Annotated in this window: 14 protein-coding genes; 4 read left to right on the forward strand and 10 right to left on the reverse strand. The window is 60.7% G+C overall.

Annotation, left to right across the window (positions count from 1 at the left end):
- Genes PVW27_RS00735 through ccoN form a run of 3 tightly spaced genes read right to left on the reverse strand, consistent with a single transcriptional unit; the run spans position 1 to position 2,567 of the window.
- Positions 1 to 210, reverse strand: a complete 210-nt coding sequence (locus tag PVW27_RS00735) for a cbb3-type cytochrome c oxidase subunit 3 (RefSeq protein ID WP_274554593.1) — start codon at positions 208 to 210, stop codon at positions 1 to 3.
- A 12-nt stretch (positions 211 to 222) separates the two neighbouring features.
- The gene (ccoO, locus tag PVW27_RS00740; RefSeq protein ID WP_274554594.1) at positions 223 to 948 is read right to left on the reverse strand and encodes a cytochrome-c oxidase, cbb3-type subunit II; all 726 of its coding nucleotides are present in this window, start codon (positions 946 to 948) and stop codon (positions 223 to 225) included.
- A gap of 14 nt (positions 949 to 962) precedes the next feature.
- Complete coding sequence (gene ccoN / locus PVW27_RS00745) at positions 963 to 2,567, reverse strand: cytochrome-c oxidase, cbb3-type subunit I (RefSeq protein WP_274554596.1); 1,605 nt, start codon at positions 2,565 to 2,567, stop codon at positions 963 to 965.
- 198 nt (positions 2,568 to 2,765) lie between these two features.
- Between ccoN and PVW27_RS00750 the strand changes: the two genes are divergently transcribed.
- Positions 2,766 to 3,605 carry a universal stress protein gene (locus PVW27_RS00750; RefSeq protein WP_274554597.1) on the forward strand — a complete coding sequence of 280 codons (840 nt, stop codon included), beginning with the start codon at positions 2,766 to 2,768 and terminating at the stop codon, positions 3,603 to 3,605.
- A gap of 54 nt (positions 3,606 to 3,659) precedes the next feature.
- Here the strand turns inward: PVW27_RS00750 and fnrL are convergent, their stop codons facing one another.
- On the reverse strand, positions 3,660 to 4,406 hold the full coding sequence (fnrL, locus tag PVW27_RS00755; protein ID WP_274554598.1) for a transcriptional regulator FnrL: 747 nt from the start codon (positions 4,404 to 4,406) through the stop codon (positions 3,660 to 3,662).
- A 65-nt stretch (positions 4,407 to 4,471) separates the two neighbouring features.
- Here fnrL and hemN point away from each other — a divergent pair, with 65 nt between their 5' ends.
- Complete coding sequence (gene hemN / locus PVW27_RS00760) at positions 4,472 to 5,827, forward strand: oxygen-independent coproporphyrinogen III oxidase (RefSeq protein WP_274554600.1); 1,356 nt, start codon at positions 4,472 to 4,474, stop codon at positions 5,825 to 5,827.
- 11 nt (positions 5,828 to 5,838) lie between these two features.
- Here hemN and PVW27_RS00765 read toward each other — a convergent pair whose 3' ends face one another.
- From PVW27_RS00765 to PVW27_RS00785, 5 genes are all read right to left on the reverse strand, one after another.
- On the reverse strand, positions 5,839 to 7,431 hold the full coding sequence (locus tag PVW27_RS00765) for an ABC transporter ATP-binding protein (RefSeq protein WP_274554602.1): 1,593 nt from the start codon (positions 7,429 to 7,431) through the stop codon (positions 5,839 to 5,841).
- Positions 7,428 to 8,564, reverse strand: a complete 1,137-nt coding sequence (locus tag PVW27_RS00770) for an ABC transporter permease (RefSeq protein ID WP_274554789.1) — start codon at positions 8,562 to 8,564, stop codon at positions 7,428 to 7,430. The genes PVW27_RS00765 and PVW27_RS00770 overlap by 4 nt, the downstream gene beginning before the upstream one ends.
- Before the next feature lie 42 nt (positions 8,565 to 8,606).
- The gene (locus tag PVW27_RS00775; protein ID WP_274554604.1) at positions 8,607 to 9,692 is read right to left on the reverse strand and encodes a microcin C ABC transporter permease YejB; all 1,086 of its coding nucleotides are present in this window, start codon (positions 9,690 to 9,692) and stop codon (positions 8,607 to 8,609) included.
- A gap of 10 nt (positions 9,693 to 9,702) precedes the next feature.
- Positions 9,703 to 11,616 (reverse strand): extracellular solute-binding protein, encoded by a 1,914-nt coding sequence (locus tag PVW27_RS00780; protein ID WP_274554605.1) that lies wholly within the window; start codon positions 11,614 to 11,616, stop codon positions 9,703 to 9,705.
- 199 nt (positions 11,617 to 11,815) lie between these two features.
- Complete coding sequence (locus PVW27_RS00785) at positions 11,816 to 12,328, reverse strand: c-type cytochrome (RefSeq protein WP_274554606.1); 513 nt, start codon at positions 12,326 to 12,328, stop codon at positions 11,816 to 11,818.
- A gap of 149 nt (positions 12,329 to 12,477) precedes the next feature.
- Here PVW27_RS00785 and PVW27_RS00790 point away from each other — a divergent pair, with 149 nt between their 5' ends.
- Complete coding sequence (locus tag PVW27_RS00790) at positions 12,478 to 13,308, forward strand: prephenate dehydratase (RefSeq protein WP_274554608.1); 831 nt, start codon at positions 12,478 to 12,480, stop codon at positions 13,306 to 13,308.
- A gap of 32 nt (positions 13,309 to 13,340) precedes the next feature.
- Complete coding sequence (locus PVW27_RS00795) at positions 13,341 to 14,318, forward strand: D-2-hydroxyacid dehydrogenase family protein (protein WP_274554609.1); 978 nt, start codon at positions 13,341 to 13,343, stop codon at positions 14,316 to 14,318.
- A gap of 8 nt (positions 14,319 to 14,326) precedes the next feature.
- On the opposite strand, the gene PVW27_RS00800 is transcribed toward PVW27_RS00795, so the two are convergent.
- Positions 14,327 to 14,794: an SRPBCC family protein gene (locus PVW27_RS00800; protein ID WP_274554610.1), complete on the reverse strand. Its 468-nt coding sequence runs from the start codon at positions 14,792 to 14,794 to the stop codon at positions 14,327 to 14,329.
- Between the last annotated feature and the right edge of the window lie 40 nt (positions 14,795 to 14,834).

The raw sequence follows: 14,834 nt of genomic DNA on the forward strand, positions 1-14,834 counted from the left end.
TCACGCCTCCTTGGCGTCACGGGCGCGTGCAGGTATGTCCCCTGCGGCGGCGGGTTTGTCTTCATGCCGGAACGGGATATCGGCTACGTCGCGATAGGTCTTGCTGCTGCCGGGGCGCATCACGAACAGGACGACCCCTATAAAGAACAGGAACAGCGCAAGAAGCATCCAGCTGTCGGCGAATTCGCGCAGAAGGGAATAGGTTTCCATCTGTCGTCCCCCTTACCGGCTTGCATCGGGCGTGAAGGTCGAGAAATCGACCAACGTGCCCAACATCTGAAGATAGGCGATCAGCGCATCGGTCTCGGAAATCCCGGGCTGAGCGTCGAAGTTGCGCACCTGCGCGCCGGGATAGCGTTCCACCAGACCGTCCCAGTCACCGTCAGGATCGGCCTGCACCGCAAAGTCGGCGCGGGCGTTCGCGATCATGTCGTCTGTATAGGGCACACCGATCATCCGGTGGGTTTCCAGAAGGTCCTGGATATACTCGCCATCGATCAGCCGGTTTTCCAGAAAGCCGTATTTCGGCATCACGGATTCCGGCACCACCGATTGCGGGTCACGCAGGTGATCCACGTGCCAGCTGTCCGAGTAGCGCCCGCCGACACGGGCCAGATCCGGTCCGGTGCGCTTGGAGCCCCACTGGAACGGGTGGTCGTACTTGCTTTCCGCAGCGAGGCTGTAGTGGCCATAGCGTTCCACCTCGTCGCGCATCGGGCGGATCATCTGGCTGTGGCAGACATAGCACCCTTCACGGATGTAGATGTCACGCCCGGCCAGTTCCAGCGGAGAGTAGGGGCGCACGCCCTCTACATCCTCGATGGTGTTTTCCAGCCAGAACAGCGGGGCGATCTGCACGATCCCGCCCACAGTCACCACAAGGAAGGCGAAGATGGCCAAAAGCGTGACGTTCTTTTCAAGAACGGCGTGTTTGTCGAGAATTGCCATTGGTCCGGCCCTCCTTATTCAGCCGGGACTGCGGCGTGCGCGGATTTGACAGCCGGCGCGCTTTTCACAGTCATCCAGAGGTTGTAGCACATGATGATGGCACCGGTGAGGAACATGACCCCGCCCAGACCGCGCACCACATACATCGGGAATTTGGCGGCCACGGTGTCGGCAAAGCTGTTCACCAGGAAACCGTTGGCATCGACTTCGCGCCACATCAGGCCCTCCATGATCCCGGTCACCCACATGGCGGCGGCGTAGAGAATGATGCCGATGGTCGCCAACCAGAAGTGCCAGGAGACAAGGCTGAGGCTGTAAAGCCGTTCACGGTTCCACAGTTTCGGCACAAGGAAGTAGAGCGCGCCGAAGGTGATCATGCCGTTCCAGCCCAGCGCACCCGAGTGCACATGGCCAATGGTCCAGTCCGTGTAGTGCGACAAGGAGTTCACCGCGCGGATCGACATCATGGGACCCTCAAAGGTGGACATCCCGTAGAAACCCACCGAGATGACCATCATGCGGATGATCGGATCGGTGCGCAGCTTGTCCCATGCGCCGGACAGCGTCATCAGACCGTTGATCATGCCACCCCAGGACGGCATCCACAGCACGATCGAGAACACCATGCCAAGGGTCGATGCCCAATCCGGCAGCGCCGTGTAGTGCAGATGGTGCGGACCGGCCCAGATATAGATGAAGATCAGCGCCCAGAAGTGGATGATCGACAGTTTATAGCTGAAGACGGGGCGTTCGGCCTGCTTCGGCACGAAGTAATACATCATGCCAAGGAAACCGGCCGTCAGGAAGAAGCCAACCGCGTTGTGGCCATACCACCACTGCACCATCGCATCCTGCACGCCCGAGAAGACCTGCACGGACTTGGAACCGAGGAGCGACACCGGAATGCTGAGGTTGTTGACCACATGCAGCATCGCCACGGTGATGATGAAGGACAGGTAGAACCAGTTGGCCACATAGATGTGGGGTTCCTTGCGCTTGACCAGCGTGCCCATGAACACCGCCAGATAGGCCAGCCAGACGATGGTCAGCCACCAGTCCACATACCATTCGGGCTCGGCATATTCCTTGGACTGTGTCGCCCCCAGAAGATAGCCGGTTGCCGCCAGAACGATCACCAGCTGATAGCCCCAGAAGACGAACCACGCGAGGTTACCGCCCCACAGGCGCGCGGCGCTTGTGCGCTGGACCACATAGAACGAGGTCGCGATCAGCGCGTTGCCGCCAAAGGCGAAAATCACCGCCGATGTATGCAGCGGGCGCAGCCGTCCAAAGTTCAGATAGCCCTGCGCCCATTCGAAGTTGAGCACCGGGAAAGCAAGCTGAAAGGCGATGATCACGCCCACCAGAAACCCGACAACCCCCCACCCGGCAGTGGCGATCACACCGGCGCGCACGACGCCGTCCATGTATTCTCCGGACAGATCGCGCTTCACGACGGGTTCGTCGATCCCTCGCAAGACCCAGAGAAAGACCCCGCCCGCTGCGGCCGCCACGATCAGGGCGTTCACCAGATAGGCCAGGTCACGTGCGAAATTGGCCGCAATCAGCGCGAACAGCGTGATAAGGCCAAGCACGATCAGCTTGATATAATTCAACATTTTGCGTCCCTTTTGTCCTGTCCCGATGATTCGTGTTGATCGCGGGGGTTCTCCAGACTGGGCCAGTCATGCGGTCTTGCGGTCTGGATCGCCTTGATCTGTGTCAAGGCTGGAACGCTGCGTCTTTGACGCGTGTCAAAGTGGCGGCAGTCCCGACATGGTAGTGAGGGTCATGACTGGACTTCAAAGGAGAGTGACATGGCGTACAAGACATTGTTTTCGGTGATAACGGATACCGCGCTGGCGGGTCCCGTACTGGATCAGGCAATCGCCATGGCGACAGCTTGGGATGCCCATCTGGACGTATTGTGCATGGGTCTGGATCGCACGCAGACCGGCTTCTACTATGCCGGAGCCAATGCGCTGATCCTGCAAGAGACGATCACACGCGCCCAGGACGAGGCGCGCGCGGTTGAAGCGCATGTGCGCAAGATCCTTGAGGCCAGCGACGTGCGCTGGGGTCTGGACAGCGGCGTCGCGCAACTGGCCGATATGGGGCGACACGTCGCTCAGCGGGCGCGCTTCTCGGATCTGGTGATCCTGCCGAAACCTTATGGGGAAAAACGCGGCGTCGAACTGGAACCGATTCTGGAATCCGCGATGTTCGACGGGGCGGCCCCGGTCCTGATGGTGCCCGAGGCCGGACAGATCGTCACCGCGCCTCAGCGTATTCTGCTGGCCTGGAACGAAAGCGACGAGGCGTTGGAAGCTGCCCGCACCGCCCTGCCCCTTTTGATACAGGCCGATAGCGTGCGGATCGTGGTGATCGACCCGCCGGTTCATAGCCCGACACGGTCAGATCCCGGCGGCTTGCTGTCACAATACCTGTCCCGTCACGGGGTCAATTGCGAAATTGACGTCCTGTCCAAGACACTGCCGCGCGTGTCGGATGTCCTGATGCGCCATGCCGCGGATGTCGAGGCGGACATGATCGTGATGGGCGCCTACGGCCACTCGCGCTTCCGCGAGGCGATTCTTGGTGGTGCCACGCGCAACATGCTGGAGCATGCCAAGATCCCGGTGTTTCTTGCACATTGAATGACAAGGCGCGGCTGGCGGTTGCCAGTCGCGCCTTTCGTCATCCGGCCCGTGTCAGGCCAGCATTCCGCCATCGCTGTCGTCGCCTGCTTCTTCCAGAAGGCGTCCGAAATCCGGCACGGTCACATGCCGCTTGCCCTGTAGTGAGATCACGCCATCCCGCTTGAGCGCTGAAATCTGGCGGCTGACCGTTTCCAGCGTCAGGCCCAGATAGTCGGCCATCGCCTCCCGGGTCAGCGGCAGATCAAAGACCATGGATCCTTTGGGGGTTTGCAGTTTCAGCGACGCGTCACGCCGCGCGATGATCGTCAGAAGCGAGGCGATCTTTTCGCGCGCAGTCTTGCGTCCCAGCACCAGCATCCACTCCCGCGCTGCATCCAGCTCGTCCAGCGTCATCTCCAACAGGCGATGGGCGATATGGGGCGTGCGCTCCATCAAGGCTTCGAAGGGTTTCTTGCGGAAGCAGCACATCACCAGATCGGTGGTGGCAACCACGTCATAGGCCGAACCTTCACGCCCCGGACGTCCCACGAAATCCGAAGGCAACAACAGCCCCACCATCTGGGTGCGGCCATCCTCCATCGTCTGGGTCAGCGTTGCGATGCCTGTCACGACCGAGCCTACGAAATCCATCCGGTCACCGGACCAGATCACGGTCTGACCTGCTTCAAAGGATCGGTAGTATTTGATCTCTTCCAGCCGTTCGAGTTCGTCGCTTTCGCAACGCGCGCAAACCGCTCTGTGTCTGATAGGGCAATCGCCACACTCGACCGAGTGAGACACGGTTTTCTCATTCAGCATGTTGACACTTCGCGCACTTGATCTGGGTCAAAGAATTTTTCCCCAATGTCCAGAAGACTAGACAGATGATGATGAAAAAGCAACTCGCAAAACTGGGCCTGTTCGACGCGAAAGTGCCGCGGTATACCAGTTACCCCACCGCGCCACATTTCTCGAACGGGATTGGCGCGTCGGATTTTTCCAATTGGATCAAGGCAATAAGCCCAAGTTCGGATATATCTCTTTACGTGCATGTTCCGTTTTGTCGCAGGTTGTGCTGGTTCTGCGCCTGCCGGACACAGGGCACGCAGAGCGATGCGCCGGTAGCCGCCTATCTTGAGACGCTGAAGGCAGAGTTGACACTCCTCCGTCAGATCCTGCCCGACGGCGTGCGGCTGTCACGCCTGCACTGGGGTGGCGGCACGCCGACGCTCTTGTCGCCCGCGATGATGACCGATCTGGCTGGCGCAATCTTTGATGTGGCACCGATGGCCCCGGATGGCGAATTCTCGGTCGAGATTGACCCGAACGAGATCGACGCGGCGCGCCTGGATGCTTTGGCGGCGGCCGGCATGAACAGGGCCTCGATCGGGGTGCAGGATTTTGACGAGGCGATCCAGCAAACCATCGGACGCCTGCAAAGCTATGACATCACACGCGATGCCGTGAACGAAATCAGGGCGCGCGGTGTCAAAAGCCTGAATGCCGACATCCTTTTCGGTCTGCCTCATCAGTCGCGCGCGCGGATCACCGAAAGTGTACAGAAACTGCTGTCCCTGAACCCGGACCGGGTGGCGCTCTACGGCTATGCCCATGTCCCATGGATGGCCAAGCGCCAGCAGATGATCCCGTCGGACGCGCTGCCCACACCGGAAGAGCGGCTGGAGTTGTTCGAGACGGCGCGCAAGCTGTTCCTGTGGGATGGCTATGCCGAAATCGGCATCGACCATTTCGCCACCCAGACCGATGGTCTGACCGTGGCGCAGAAGGCCGGGAAACTGCGGCGGAACTTTCAGGGCTATACCGATGACCCTGCCGATGTGCTGATCGGTGTCGGGGCGTCGTCCATCTCGAAGTTTCCGCAAGGATATGCGCAGAACGCGCCTGCCACCGGGGCCCATACAGGGGCTATCCGCGAGGGGCGCTTCTCGGTCTCGAAAGGGCATGCCTTCTCTGCCGAGGACAAGCTGCGCAGCCGGATGATCGAAGCCTTGATGTGTGATTTCCGCATCGACAGTGCCGAATTGCAGACGCGTTTCGGTGTCACCCAAGCGCAGGTGCAGCAGTTGTTCGACCGGGCGACCGCCCAGTTTCCCGGCATCCTGCATATGGCTGACGGCATTTTGAGCATCCCTGTCGCGGCCCGTCCCCTGACCCGCATGATCGCCCGCAGTTTCGACGCCTATGACATGAGCAAGGCCGGACACAGTTCCGCGATCTGACCGAAGCCCCTTCAGGCGGCGGTCAGATCCAGTGCCGCCGCCAGCAGGCTGCGGGCGTAATCGGTCTGCGGATCGGCAAACAAGGTCTGCGCGTCACCCGCTTCGACCACGTCGCCCTGTTTCATCACGATCATCTTGTGGCTCATGGCGCGTACCACGTTCAGGTCGTGGCTGATGAACAGATAGGCCAGCCCGTATTTCACCTGCAACGCGCGCAACAGATCGACGATCTGCACCTGCACGGTCATATCCAGGGCCGACGTGGGCTCGTCCAGCACCAGCAGCTTTGGCCGCAGGATCATGGCACGGGCAATGGCGATGCGCTGGCGCTGACCGCCGGAAAACTCGTGCGGATAGCGGTGCATGGTGGCAGGGTCCAACCCCACCTCCGCCATGATTTCGGCCACCATCTGGCGCTTGTCCTGTCCCGGTGCGACACCGTGCACACCCAGACCTTCGGCGATGATCTGTTCGCAGGTCATGCGCGGGGACAGGCTGCCGAAAGGGTCCTGAAACACGATCTGCATGTCCTTGCGCAGCGCGCGCAGCCGCGACGTGGACCAGCCGCGCACGTCCTGCCCGTCGAAGGTGATACCGCCCTCTGATGCGATCAGCCGCATGATGGCCAATGCCAGCGTTGTCTTGCCTGAGCCGCTTTCGCCAACGATGCCCAAAGTCTCGCCCGCGCGGACGCTGATCGTCGCGTCATTCACGGCCTTCACATGACCCACGGTGCGTTTCAGAAAGCCGCGCTGGATGGGAAACCAGACTTTCAGATGATCAGTGCGGATCAACTCTTTCGCATCCGCCGCCACGGGGGCAGGCGTGCCCACGGCACGCGCGGCCAGCAGCTTGCGGGTGTAGTCGTGCTGCGGATTGGCGAAAATCTCGGCGGTCGGGCCCTGCTCGACTATCTCGCCGCCCTTCATGACGCAAACCTTGTCGGCGATGCGACGCACGATCCCCAGATCATGGGTGATGAACAGCAGCCCCATATTCTCGGTCCGCTTCAATTCGGCCAGCAGGTCAAGGATCTGCGCCTGAATGGTCACGTCAAGCGCCGTGGTCGGTTCATCCGCGATCAGCACATCGGGTTTGTTGGCCAGTGCCATGGCAATCATCACCCGCTGGCGCTGCCCGCCCGACAATTGATGCGGATAGGCGCCAAGGCGGCTTTCGGCGTCCCGGATACCGACCTTTTCCAGCAACTCGATGATGCGAATCCGCGCCGCCTCGCCGACAATCCCCTGATGCAGCGCCAAGGACTCGGACAACTGCCGTTCGAGCGTATGCAGCGGGTTCAGGCTGGTCATCGGTTCCTGAAAGATGAAACTGATGTCATTGCCGCGCACTTTGCGCAGTAGCGCGTCATCCGCACCGATCATCTGCTGACCATCATAGGTCACCGACCCCGAGACCTGCGCGGACTCCCCCAACAGGGACACGGTGCTCAGCGCGGTTACGGACTTGCCCGATCCGCTTTCACCGACCAGGGCAACGGTTTCGCCCCGCTCAAGCGTGAAGCCGACTCCACGCACGGCATGTGTCAGCTTGCCATCCTGACGGAACGAGACGTTCAGATCCTTGACCTCAAGAAGGCTCATTGAAAAGTCTTTCTGGGATCGAAGGCATCACGCACGCCTTCGAAAATGAAGACAAGCAGCGACAGCATGATGGCAAAAACGAAAAACGCGGTGAAACCCAGCCAAGGCGCCTGCAGGTTCTGTTTGGCCTGAAGCGTCAACTCTCCCAAAGACGGTGAGGAGGATGGCAGGCCAAAACCCAGAAAATCCAGCCCTGCCAAGGTGGCAATCGTGCCTGTCACGATGAAGGGCAGCATCGTCACGGTCGCCACCATCGCATTGGGCAGCATGTGGCGGAACATGATCGTGGTGTTGCTGACGCCCAGCGCCTTGGCCGCGCGGACATATTCAAGGTTGCGCGCCCGCAGGAATTCCGCCCGCACCACACCCACCAGCGCCGTCCAGCCGAACAGCACGGTGATAAACACCAACAGCCAGAAACTTCGCCCCAGAATAGCGAACAGGATGATGATGACATAAAGCGCCGGGGTCGCCCCCCAGATCTCGATAATGCGCTGAAAGATCAGATCGACCCACCCCCCGAAGTAGCCCTGAATGGCCCCGGCCGCGATCCCGACAAGCGAGGCCAGAGTCGTCACGATCAGCGTGAACAGGATCGACAGGCGGAAACCATAGATGACACGCGCCATCACATCGCGTTTCGTATCATCCGTGCCCAGCCAGTTCTGACTGTTGGGCGGCAGGGGTGCGGCACCGGGACGGTCCACGGTCGTGCGGTAGCTGTAGGGGATGATCGGCCAAATGGCCCAGCCTTGCTCGATTGCCTGACCGTCCACCATGCCCGTTTCGGCCTGCGCCTTGATGCCTTCGGGATCGTCGAAGCACGCTTCCAGTCCGCCCGATGCGATAAGGCACTGCACCTCGATATCGCGATAAGGTGCTTCGGTCTGAAAATCGCCGCCAAAGGTGGTTTCAGGGTAGAAGCGGAAGATCGGCGTATAGAACTCGCCCTGATATTTCACGAGGATCGGTTTGTCATTGGCGATGAACTCGGCGAACAGGGACAGGCCGAACAGCACCGAAAAGATGATCAACGACCAGAAGGCGCGCCGGTTACGCTTGAAATTGTTCCAGCGGCGCTGGTTGAGCGGCGACAGAAACGCCTTCTTGGGCGCGGCCAGATCGGCGGGCATGGGCGCGGGTGTCACAGTCGGATCAGGCAGGGTCGCCATCGCTCAGCCCTCCCTTTTTTCAAAGTCGATGCGCGGATCGACCAGCACATACATCAGGTCCGACAGGATGCCCACCACCAGCCCGATCAGGCCAAAGATGAACAGCGTGCCGAAGATCACCGGATAGTCGCGCGCCACCGCCGCCTCGAACCCAAGCCGTCCCAGACCATCCAGCGAGAAGATCGTCTCGATGATCAGCGATCCTCCGAAGAACACACCGATGAAGACGGCCGGAAATCCCGCGATCACGATCAGCATCGCATTGCGGAAGACATGGCCATACAGCACCTTCTTTTCCGACAGCCCTTTGGCGCGTGCCGTCATGACATAGTGCTTCTTGATCTCGTCCAGAAAACTGTTCTTCGTCAACAGGGTCAGCGTGGCAAAGGCCGAGATCGTCGAGGCTGTCACCGGCAATGCGATGTGCCAGAAGTAGTCAGCCACCTTGCCCAGCAGGGACAGTTCATCGAAATTATCCGAGGTCAGGCCGCGCAGCGGGAAGATCTGGAAATAGGACCCGCCCGCGAACAGCACCAGCAGAAGGATCGCGAACAGGAAGCCGGGAATGGCATAGGCCACGATGATCATGCCGGATGTCCATGTATCGAAGGGCGAGCCATCCTTGACAGCCTTGCGGATTCCCAACGGGATCGACACCGCATAGGCGATCAGCGTCGACCAAAGGCCCAGCGTGATCGACACGGGCATTTTTTCCAGAACCAGATCAATCACGCTGATCGAGCGGAAGTAGCTGTCACCGAAATCCAGCCGCATGTAATTCCACAGCATCGTGAAGAACCGCTCCAGCGGCGGCTTGTCGAAGCCGAACTCGGCCTCCAACTGTGCGATGAACTCGGGCGGCAGACCGCGCGCACCGGCATATTCGCTGTCTGATCCGGCCCCTGCACTGACACCTGCGTCACCACCGCCTGCGAACCCCTCGAACACGTCGCCCTGCCCCTGCACCTGCGCGATGATCTGTTCGATCGGCCCCCCGGGCACGAACTGCACCAGCGCAAAGTTGATGATCATGATCCCCAGCAGCGTGGGGATGATCAACGCCAGACGGCGGAGGATATAGGCGCCCATGTCGTGGTCCCTAGCGGATCGCGCCGGACGCCCGAAGGGCCTGCGCTTTCTCGGGGTTGAACCACCAGATCGACAATTCTCCCATGCCGTTGGGCGGCGGGGTATCGGTATAGGGACGCTCGTACATGTCGAAATAGGCGATGTTGTGCTCGCCCTTGTACCACTGGGGCACCCAGATGTGCATCGCGCGCAGCACCCGGTCCAGCGCCGAAACAGCAGCTTCCAGATCTTCGCGACTGGTCGCGTTCTCGATCGTGCGGATCAGCGAATCCACGGCCGGATTGTTGACGCCAGCGATGTTGTTCGATCCCTCGACATTCGCGGCCTCACCACCAAAGATTCCGCGCAGTTCGATCCCCGGTGTCTGCGACATGGCATAGCGCCGCGTCACGATGTCGAAATCGAAGGTCTTTTCCCGCTCTTGCGACTGGGCGGCATCGACGCGCACATAAACCGCGTCCACGCCAAGGCGGCGCAGGTTCTCGACATAGGGGTTGATGATGCGCTCAAAACTGGCGCTGTCATTCAGCACCTCGATCCGCAGGCGCTCTCCGTCGGCGTTGACGCGAATGCCGTCAGCACCCACGGTCCAACCCGCTTCCTCCAGCAGGCGGCCCGCCTGACGCAGGGCACGCCGGTCCGCCACGCTCGACGGATCGGACTCGGCGGGGCTGAAGGCCGGTTCTGTGAAGACGCTCTCGGGGATATGCGCACGCAGCGGTTCCAGCAGCGCCAGTTCCGCATCCGAGGGCAGTCCCTCGGCCTGCATGGTCGAGTTTTCCCAGAAACTGTCCGTCCGCTTGTAGATACCGTAGAACAGGCTTTCGTTGGCCCATTCGAAGTTGAAGGCCATGCCCAGTGCCTGACGCACGCGCGCATCTTCGAAAATGGGCCGGCGCAGGTTGAACCAGAACCCCTGCGTGCCGGCGGGACGGCCATCGGGTAGCGTCTCGACCTTCACCGCTTCACTTTGCACGGCCGGGAAATCATAGCCGGTGGCCCAGATCAGAGACATGAATTCTTCACGGTACATATAGGCACCGGCCTTGAAGGCTTCGAACGCGGTCGTGTAATCGGCGAAATACTCGACCTGCAGAATGTCGAAATTGTTCTGGCCCACGTTCACGTTCAGATCGCGCGCCCAATAATCATCGCGCCGCTTATAGCTGACCGACCGGCCCGGATCGACACGGTTCAGCGCATAGGGCCCGGACCCGAGCGGCGGTTCCAGCGTGGATTCCGCGAAGTCGCGTGTCTCGTAATAGGCGCGCGAAAAGATAGGCAGGCCCGCCGCGCTCATCGGCAATTCGCGCAGGGCGCCATCGGGGTTGAATGTGAACTTCACCGTGTGGTCATCCAGCGCCTCGACCGACTGGAAATCCCTGAACAGCACGCGATAGGAAGGCTGACCCTTGTCGCGCAACACTTCGTAGCTGAAGACCACGTCATGGGCCGTCACGGGCGTTCCGTCAGAGAATGTCGCTTCGGGCCGCATGTAGAAGATCGCCCATTCCCGGCTTTCCGGATACTCGATCGTATGGGCGACAAGCCCGTACATCGCGTCAGGCTCATCCAGCGATCCGGTCATCAGCGTGTCGAAGAACACGCTGGACAGCGCCGCCGCGTTGCCCTTGAGGATATAGGGCGAAAGGCTGTCAAAAGTGCCGAAACCCCAGGTCGAGAACGTGCCGCCCTTGGGTGCCTCAGGGTTGACGTAGTCGAAATGGGCGAAACCTTCGGGATATTTCAGCTCGCCAAAAGTGGAAATGCCGTGAGCGCGGATGATACGTTCTTCCGCCCTGACAGGCGCTATCGCCGTCATCATCACAACACAGGCCGCGACCAGCGCCATGAAGGCCGGCATAGGCAGGAACGAAAAGGGTGGGACGGTGCGCGCGGCGGCGCTGTTGCGGGGCCGGTTCAAGTGCTCATCCTCCTGCTGACGCGACCGGTGCGATCCGGTCTTGCATGATCTACCTAAGCTAAAGGCCGAGAATAACCATATTCAAGTTCAGATTAGGTGATCTTTCCGTGATCGACGCGAAAGCCGGCAAGCGTTCATGAAAAAGACCGCCGGTGCAGCGCAGCGGCGGTCTTTCGAAACGATGTGACCCAGCGATAGATCAGTTGTCGATGCTGTCCAGATAGGCAATCAGGTCGGCGCGATCCTCGGGCGACTTCAAACCAGCAAAAGCCATCGAGGTGCCGGGGGCATAACCGCGGGGATTTTCGATGAAAGCAGACAGATTCTCGGGCGACCACACGTCATCGGTGCCGATGGCGCCCGAATAACCGAAACCATCCACCGACGCCTTGGGACGGCCAACCACGCCATACAGATGCGGCCCGGTGCCGTTCGCGCCCTCTTCCAGCTTGTGGCAGGCGGCGCATTTGTTGAACTGCCGCGCACCCGCACCGACGTCGGCCGACGCAAGCAGGGTTGCGAAATCAACCTCTTCTTCGGCCTCTGCGGCAACTTCCTCTTCACCGGTGTCGATCACATAGGCCTGCTGCACGTCACCATGACCACCGCCCGTGTGATAAAGTTCTTCCGCGCCCCATTTGGCCAGCAGGAAAATCAGCAGGGCACCACAGAAAGCACCCAGGGTCTTGGTGAAGGTCATCGTGTCAAGCATGTCTGGCCCGTCCGTTTTGAATCGGTTTGCTGTTTGTCGCTATCGGGCGGGTATCTATTGCTTCCCCTTCTGCGTGGCAAGGTATAGTTACCGCGACCAAACGCCCTTGTGGGCAAAAAGTGAGCCGCATTCGACAGGAATTGACCCATATGAGCAATCGTATCGCCTTTCAGGGAGACCTCGGCGCCTATTCGCACGAGGCCTGTGTCGCGGCGCGCCCGGACATGGAGGCGCTGCCCTGCCGGACCTTCGAGGACGTGATCGAGGCGGTCAATTCCGGACGCGCTCAGATGGCGATGCTGCCGGTCGAGAACTCGACCTATGGCCGGGTCGCCGATATCCATAGGTTGCTGCCCGAGTCCGGCTTGCACATCGTGGACGAGGTTTTCGTGCGCGTCCGCATCTGCCTGATGGCACGGCCGGGCACGCCATTGGACAAGATACGCAAGGTGCGCGCCCATCTGGTGCTGATCCCGCAGGCCCGCGCCTTCCTTGACGCCCGCGGCATAGCCGCCGAAGCCGCCGCAGACAGCGCCGGCGCTGCTGCCGAACTGGCGCGTGGCGGTGCCGCAGATCAGGGTGTGCTGGCCAGCGAACTGGCGGCAAAGATTCACGGCCTCGAAGTGCTGGCCCGCGACATCGAGGATCACGGACACAACACCACGCGATTCCTGCTGATGGCACCCAAAGCCGATCTCAGCCGCCGGTCGGACCACATGATGACCACTTTCATCTTTCAGGTCCGCAACATTCCGGCCGCGCTTTACAAGGCGATGGGTGGTTTTGCGACCAATGGCGTCAACATGACCAAACTGGAAAGCTACATGGTGGGCGGCTCCTTCACCGCGACACAGTTCTACGCCGATATCGAAGGACACCCCGAAGATGCCAATGTCCGACTGGCTTTGGAAGAGTTGCGCTATTTCACCAATGAGCTGACGATCCTGGGTGTCTATCCCGCCGACCCCAAGCGGTTCTGATGCACCCCACGCAGACGGATGAAAGGAACTCCATGAAAGTCCATATCCTCGACGACTGGTTCGATACGCTGCGTGGCCTGCCCTCGTTCGCAAAGCTTCAGGGCCATGACGTGACGGTCTGGACCGATCATGTCGAGGATGTGGATGTGCTGGCCCAGCGACTGGCAGAGGCCGAGGTGCTGGTGTTGTTCCGCGAGCGTACGCCCGTCACGGCGGCGCTGCTGGAACGGTTGCCCGGTCTGCGCCTGATCTCGCAACGCGGACCTTATCCGCATGTGGATGTGGCAGCCTGCACGGCCCATGGCGTGTTGCTGTCATCCAACATGAGCGCGGGTCTGCCCTCTTATGCGGCGGCAGAGCTGACATGGGGTCTGATCCTGGCGGCGATGCGCCAGATACCGCAGCAGATGGCCTCGCTCCGTGCCGGCGACTGGCAGATGGGTGTGGGGCGCACGCTGCGTGGCAGACCGCTGGGACTTTATGGCTATGGTCGGGTCTCCGGCGTGGTGGCCGGCTATGCGCGCGCCTTCGGGATGCCGGTGCATGTGTGGGGGTCCGACGACGCCCGTATCCGCGCGCGCTCGGACGGTCTGCATGTGCCTGACAGCCGCGAGGCGTTCTTTGGCGGTTGCGACGTGATCAGCCTGCATGTGAAACTGACGCCACAGACACGCGGGATCATCACCGCCGCCGATCTGGCACAGATGCGGGCGGGTTCGGTTCTGGTCAACACCTCACGCTCGGGTCTGATCGCTCCGGGGGCCTTGCTTGACGGGCTGAATGCCGGGCATCCCGGCATCGCCGCATTGGATGTGTTCGACACGGAACCGCTGACCAATCCTGCCGATCCGCTGATGTCGCATCCCAACGTGATCTGCACGCCCCATATAGGCTATGTGACCGAGGATGAGCTGGACATGCAATTCGGTGATATCTACGACCAGATCAACGCGTTCCAAGAAGGCGCGCCAATCCACATGGCCAATCCCGAGGCCAGTCCGCAAAAGTGATCCACGCCTCAGGTCGCGCGCCTGGCCCGATCTTCCAGATCGCTGGCATAGTCTGCCATCCGCAGATGGAACTTCTTGTTCAGGGTATTCCGCGCCAGCTTGAGCGATTGCACGAACAGCCGTGCCGAAATCGACTTGGGTTTCAGCTCAAGGTCCACGCTCAGGCGGGTCCGGCCACGCGACAGGGCCACCAGCTCTACCGTCATGTTGGAATGCAATCCCTGTGCGACCGAGTCGAATCTCATGGCGTGGGGCGGCTCATAGGTGGTCATCACGATATCCAGCTTGCGCTGACGTCCGCGCGCCATGAAGGCGGCTGTCCAGCTCATGCCGACACCGGGCTTGTGAAGGCTGTCGGTCCGCTGCACCTCGGCACCACGCCGCAAGGCGGCGCGCTCCAATGCTGCAAAATCGCTGACCAGCGCAAAGACCTGCTCGATCGGCGCCTCGATATCTTCTTTCGCAGAGAACTTCATGACGGATCACTCATCAAACATATCTACGGCAGGACCTGCT

The organism is Seohaeicola sp. 4SK31 (assembly GCF_028802875.1).
Taxonomy (GTDB): domain Bacteria; phylum Pseudomonadota; class Alphaproteobacteria; order Rhodobacterales; family Rhodobacteraceae; genus Seohaeicola.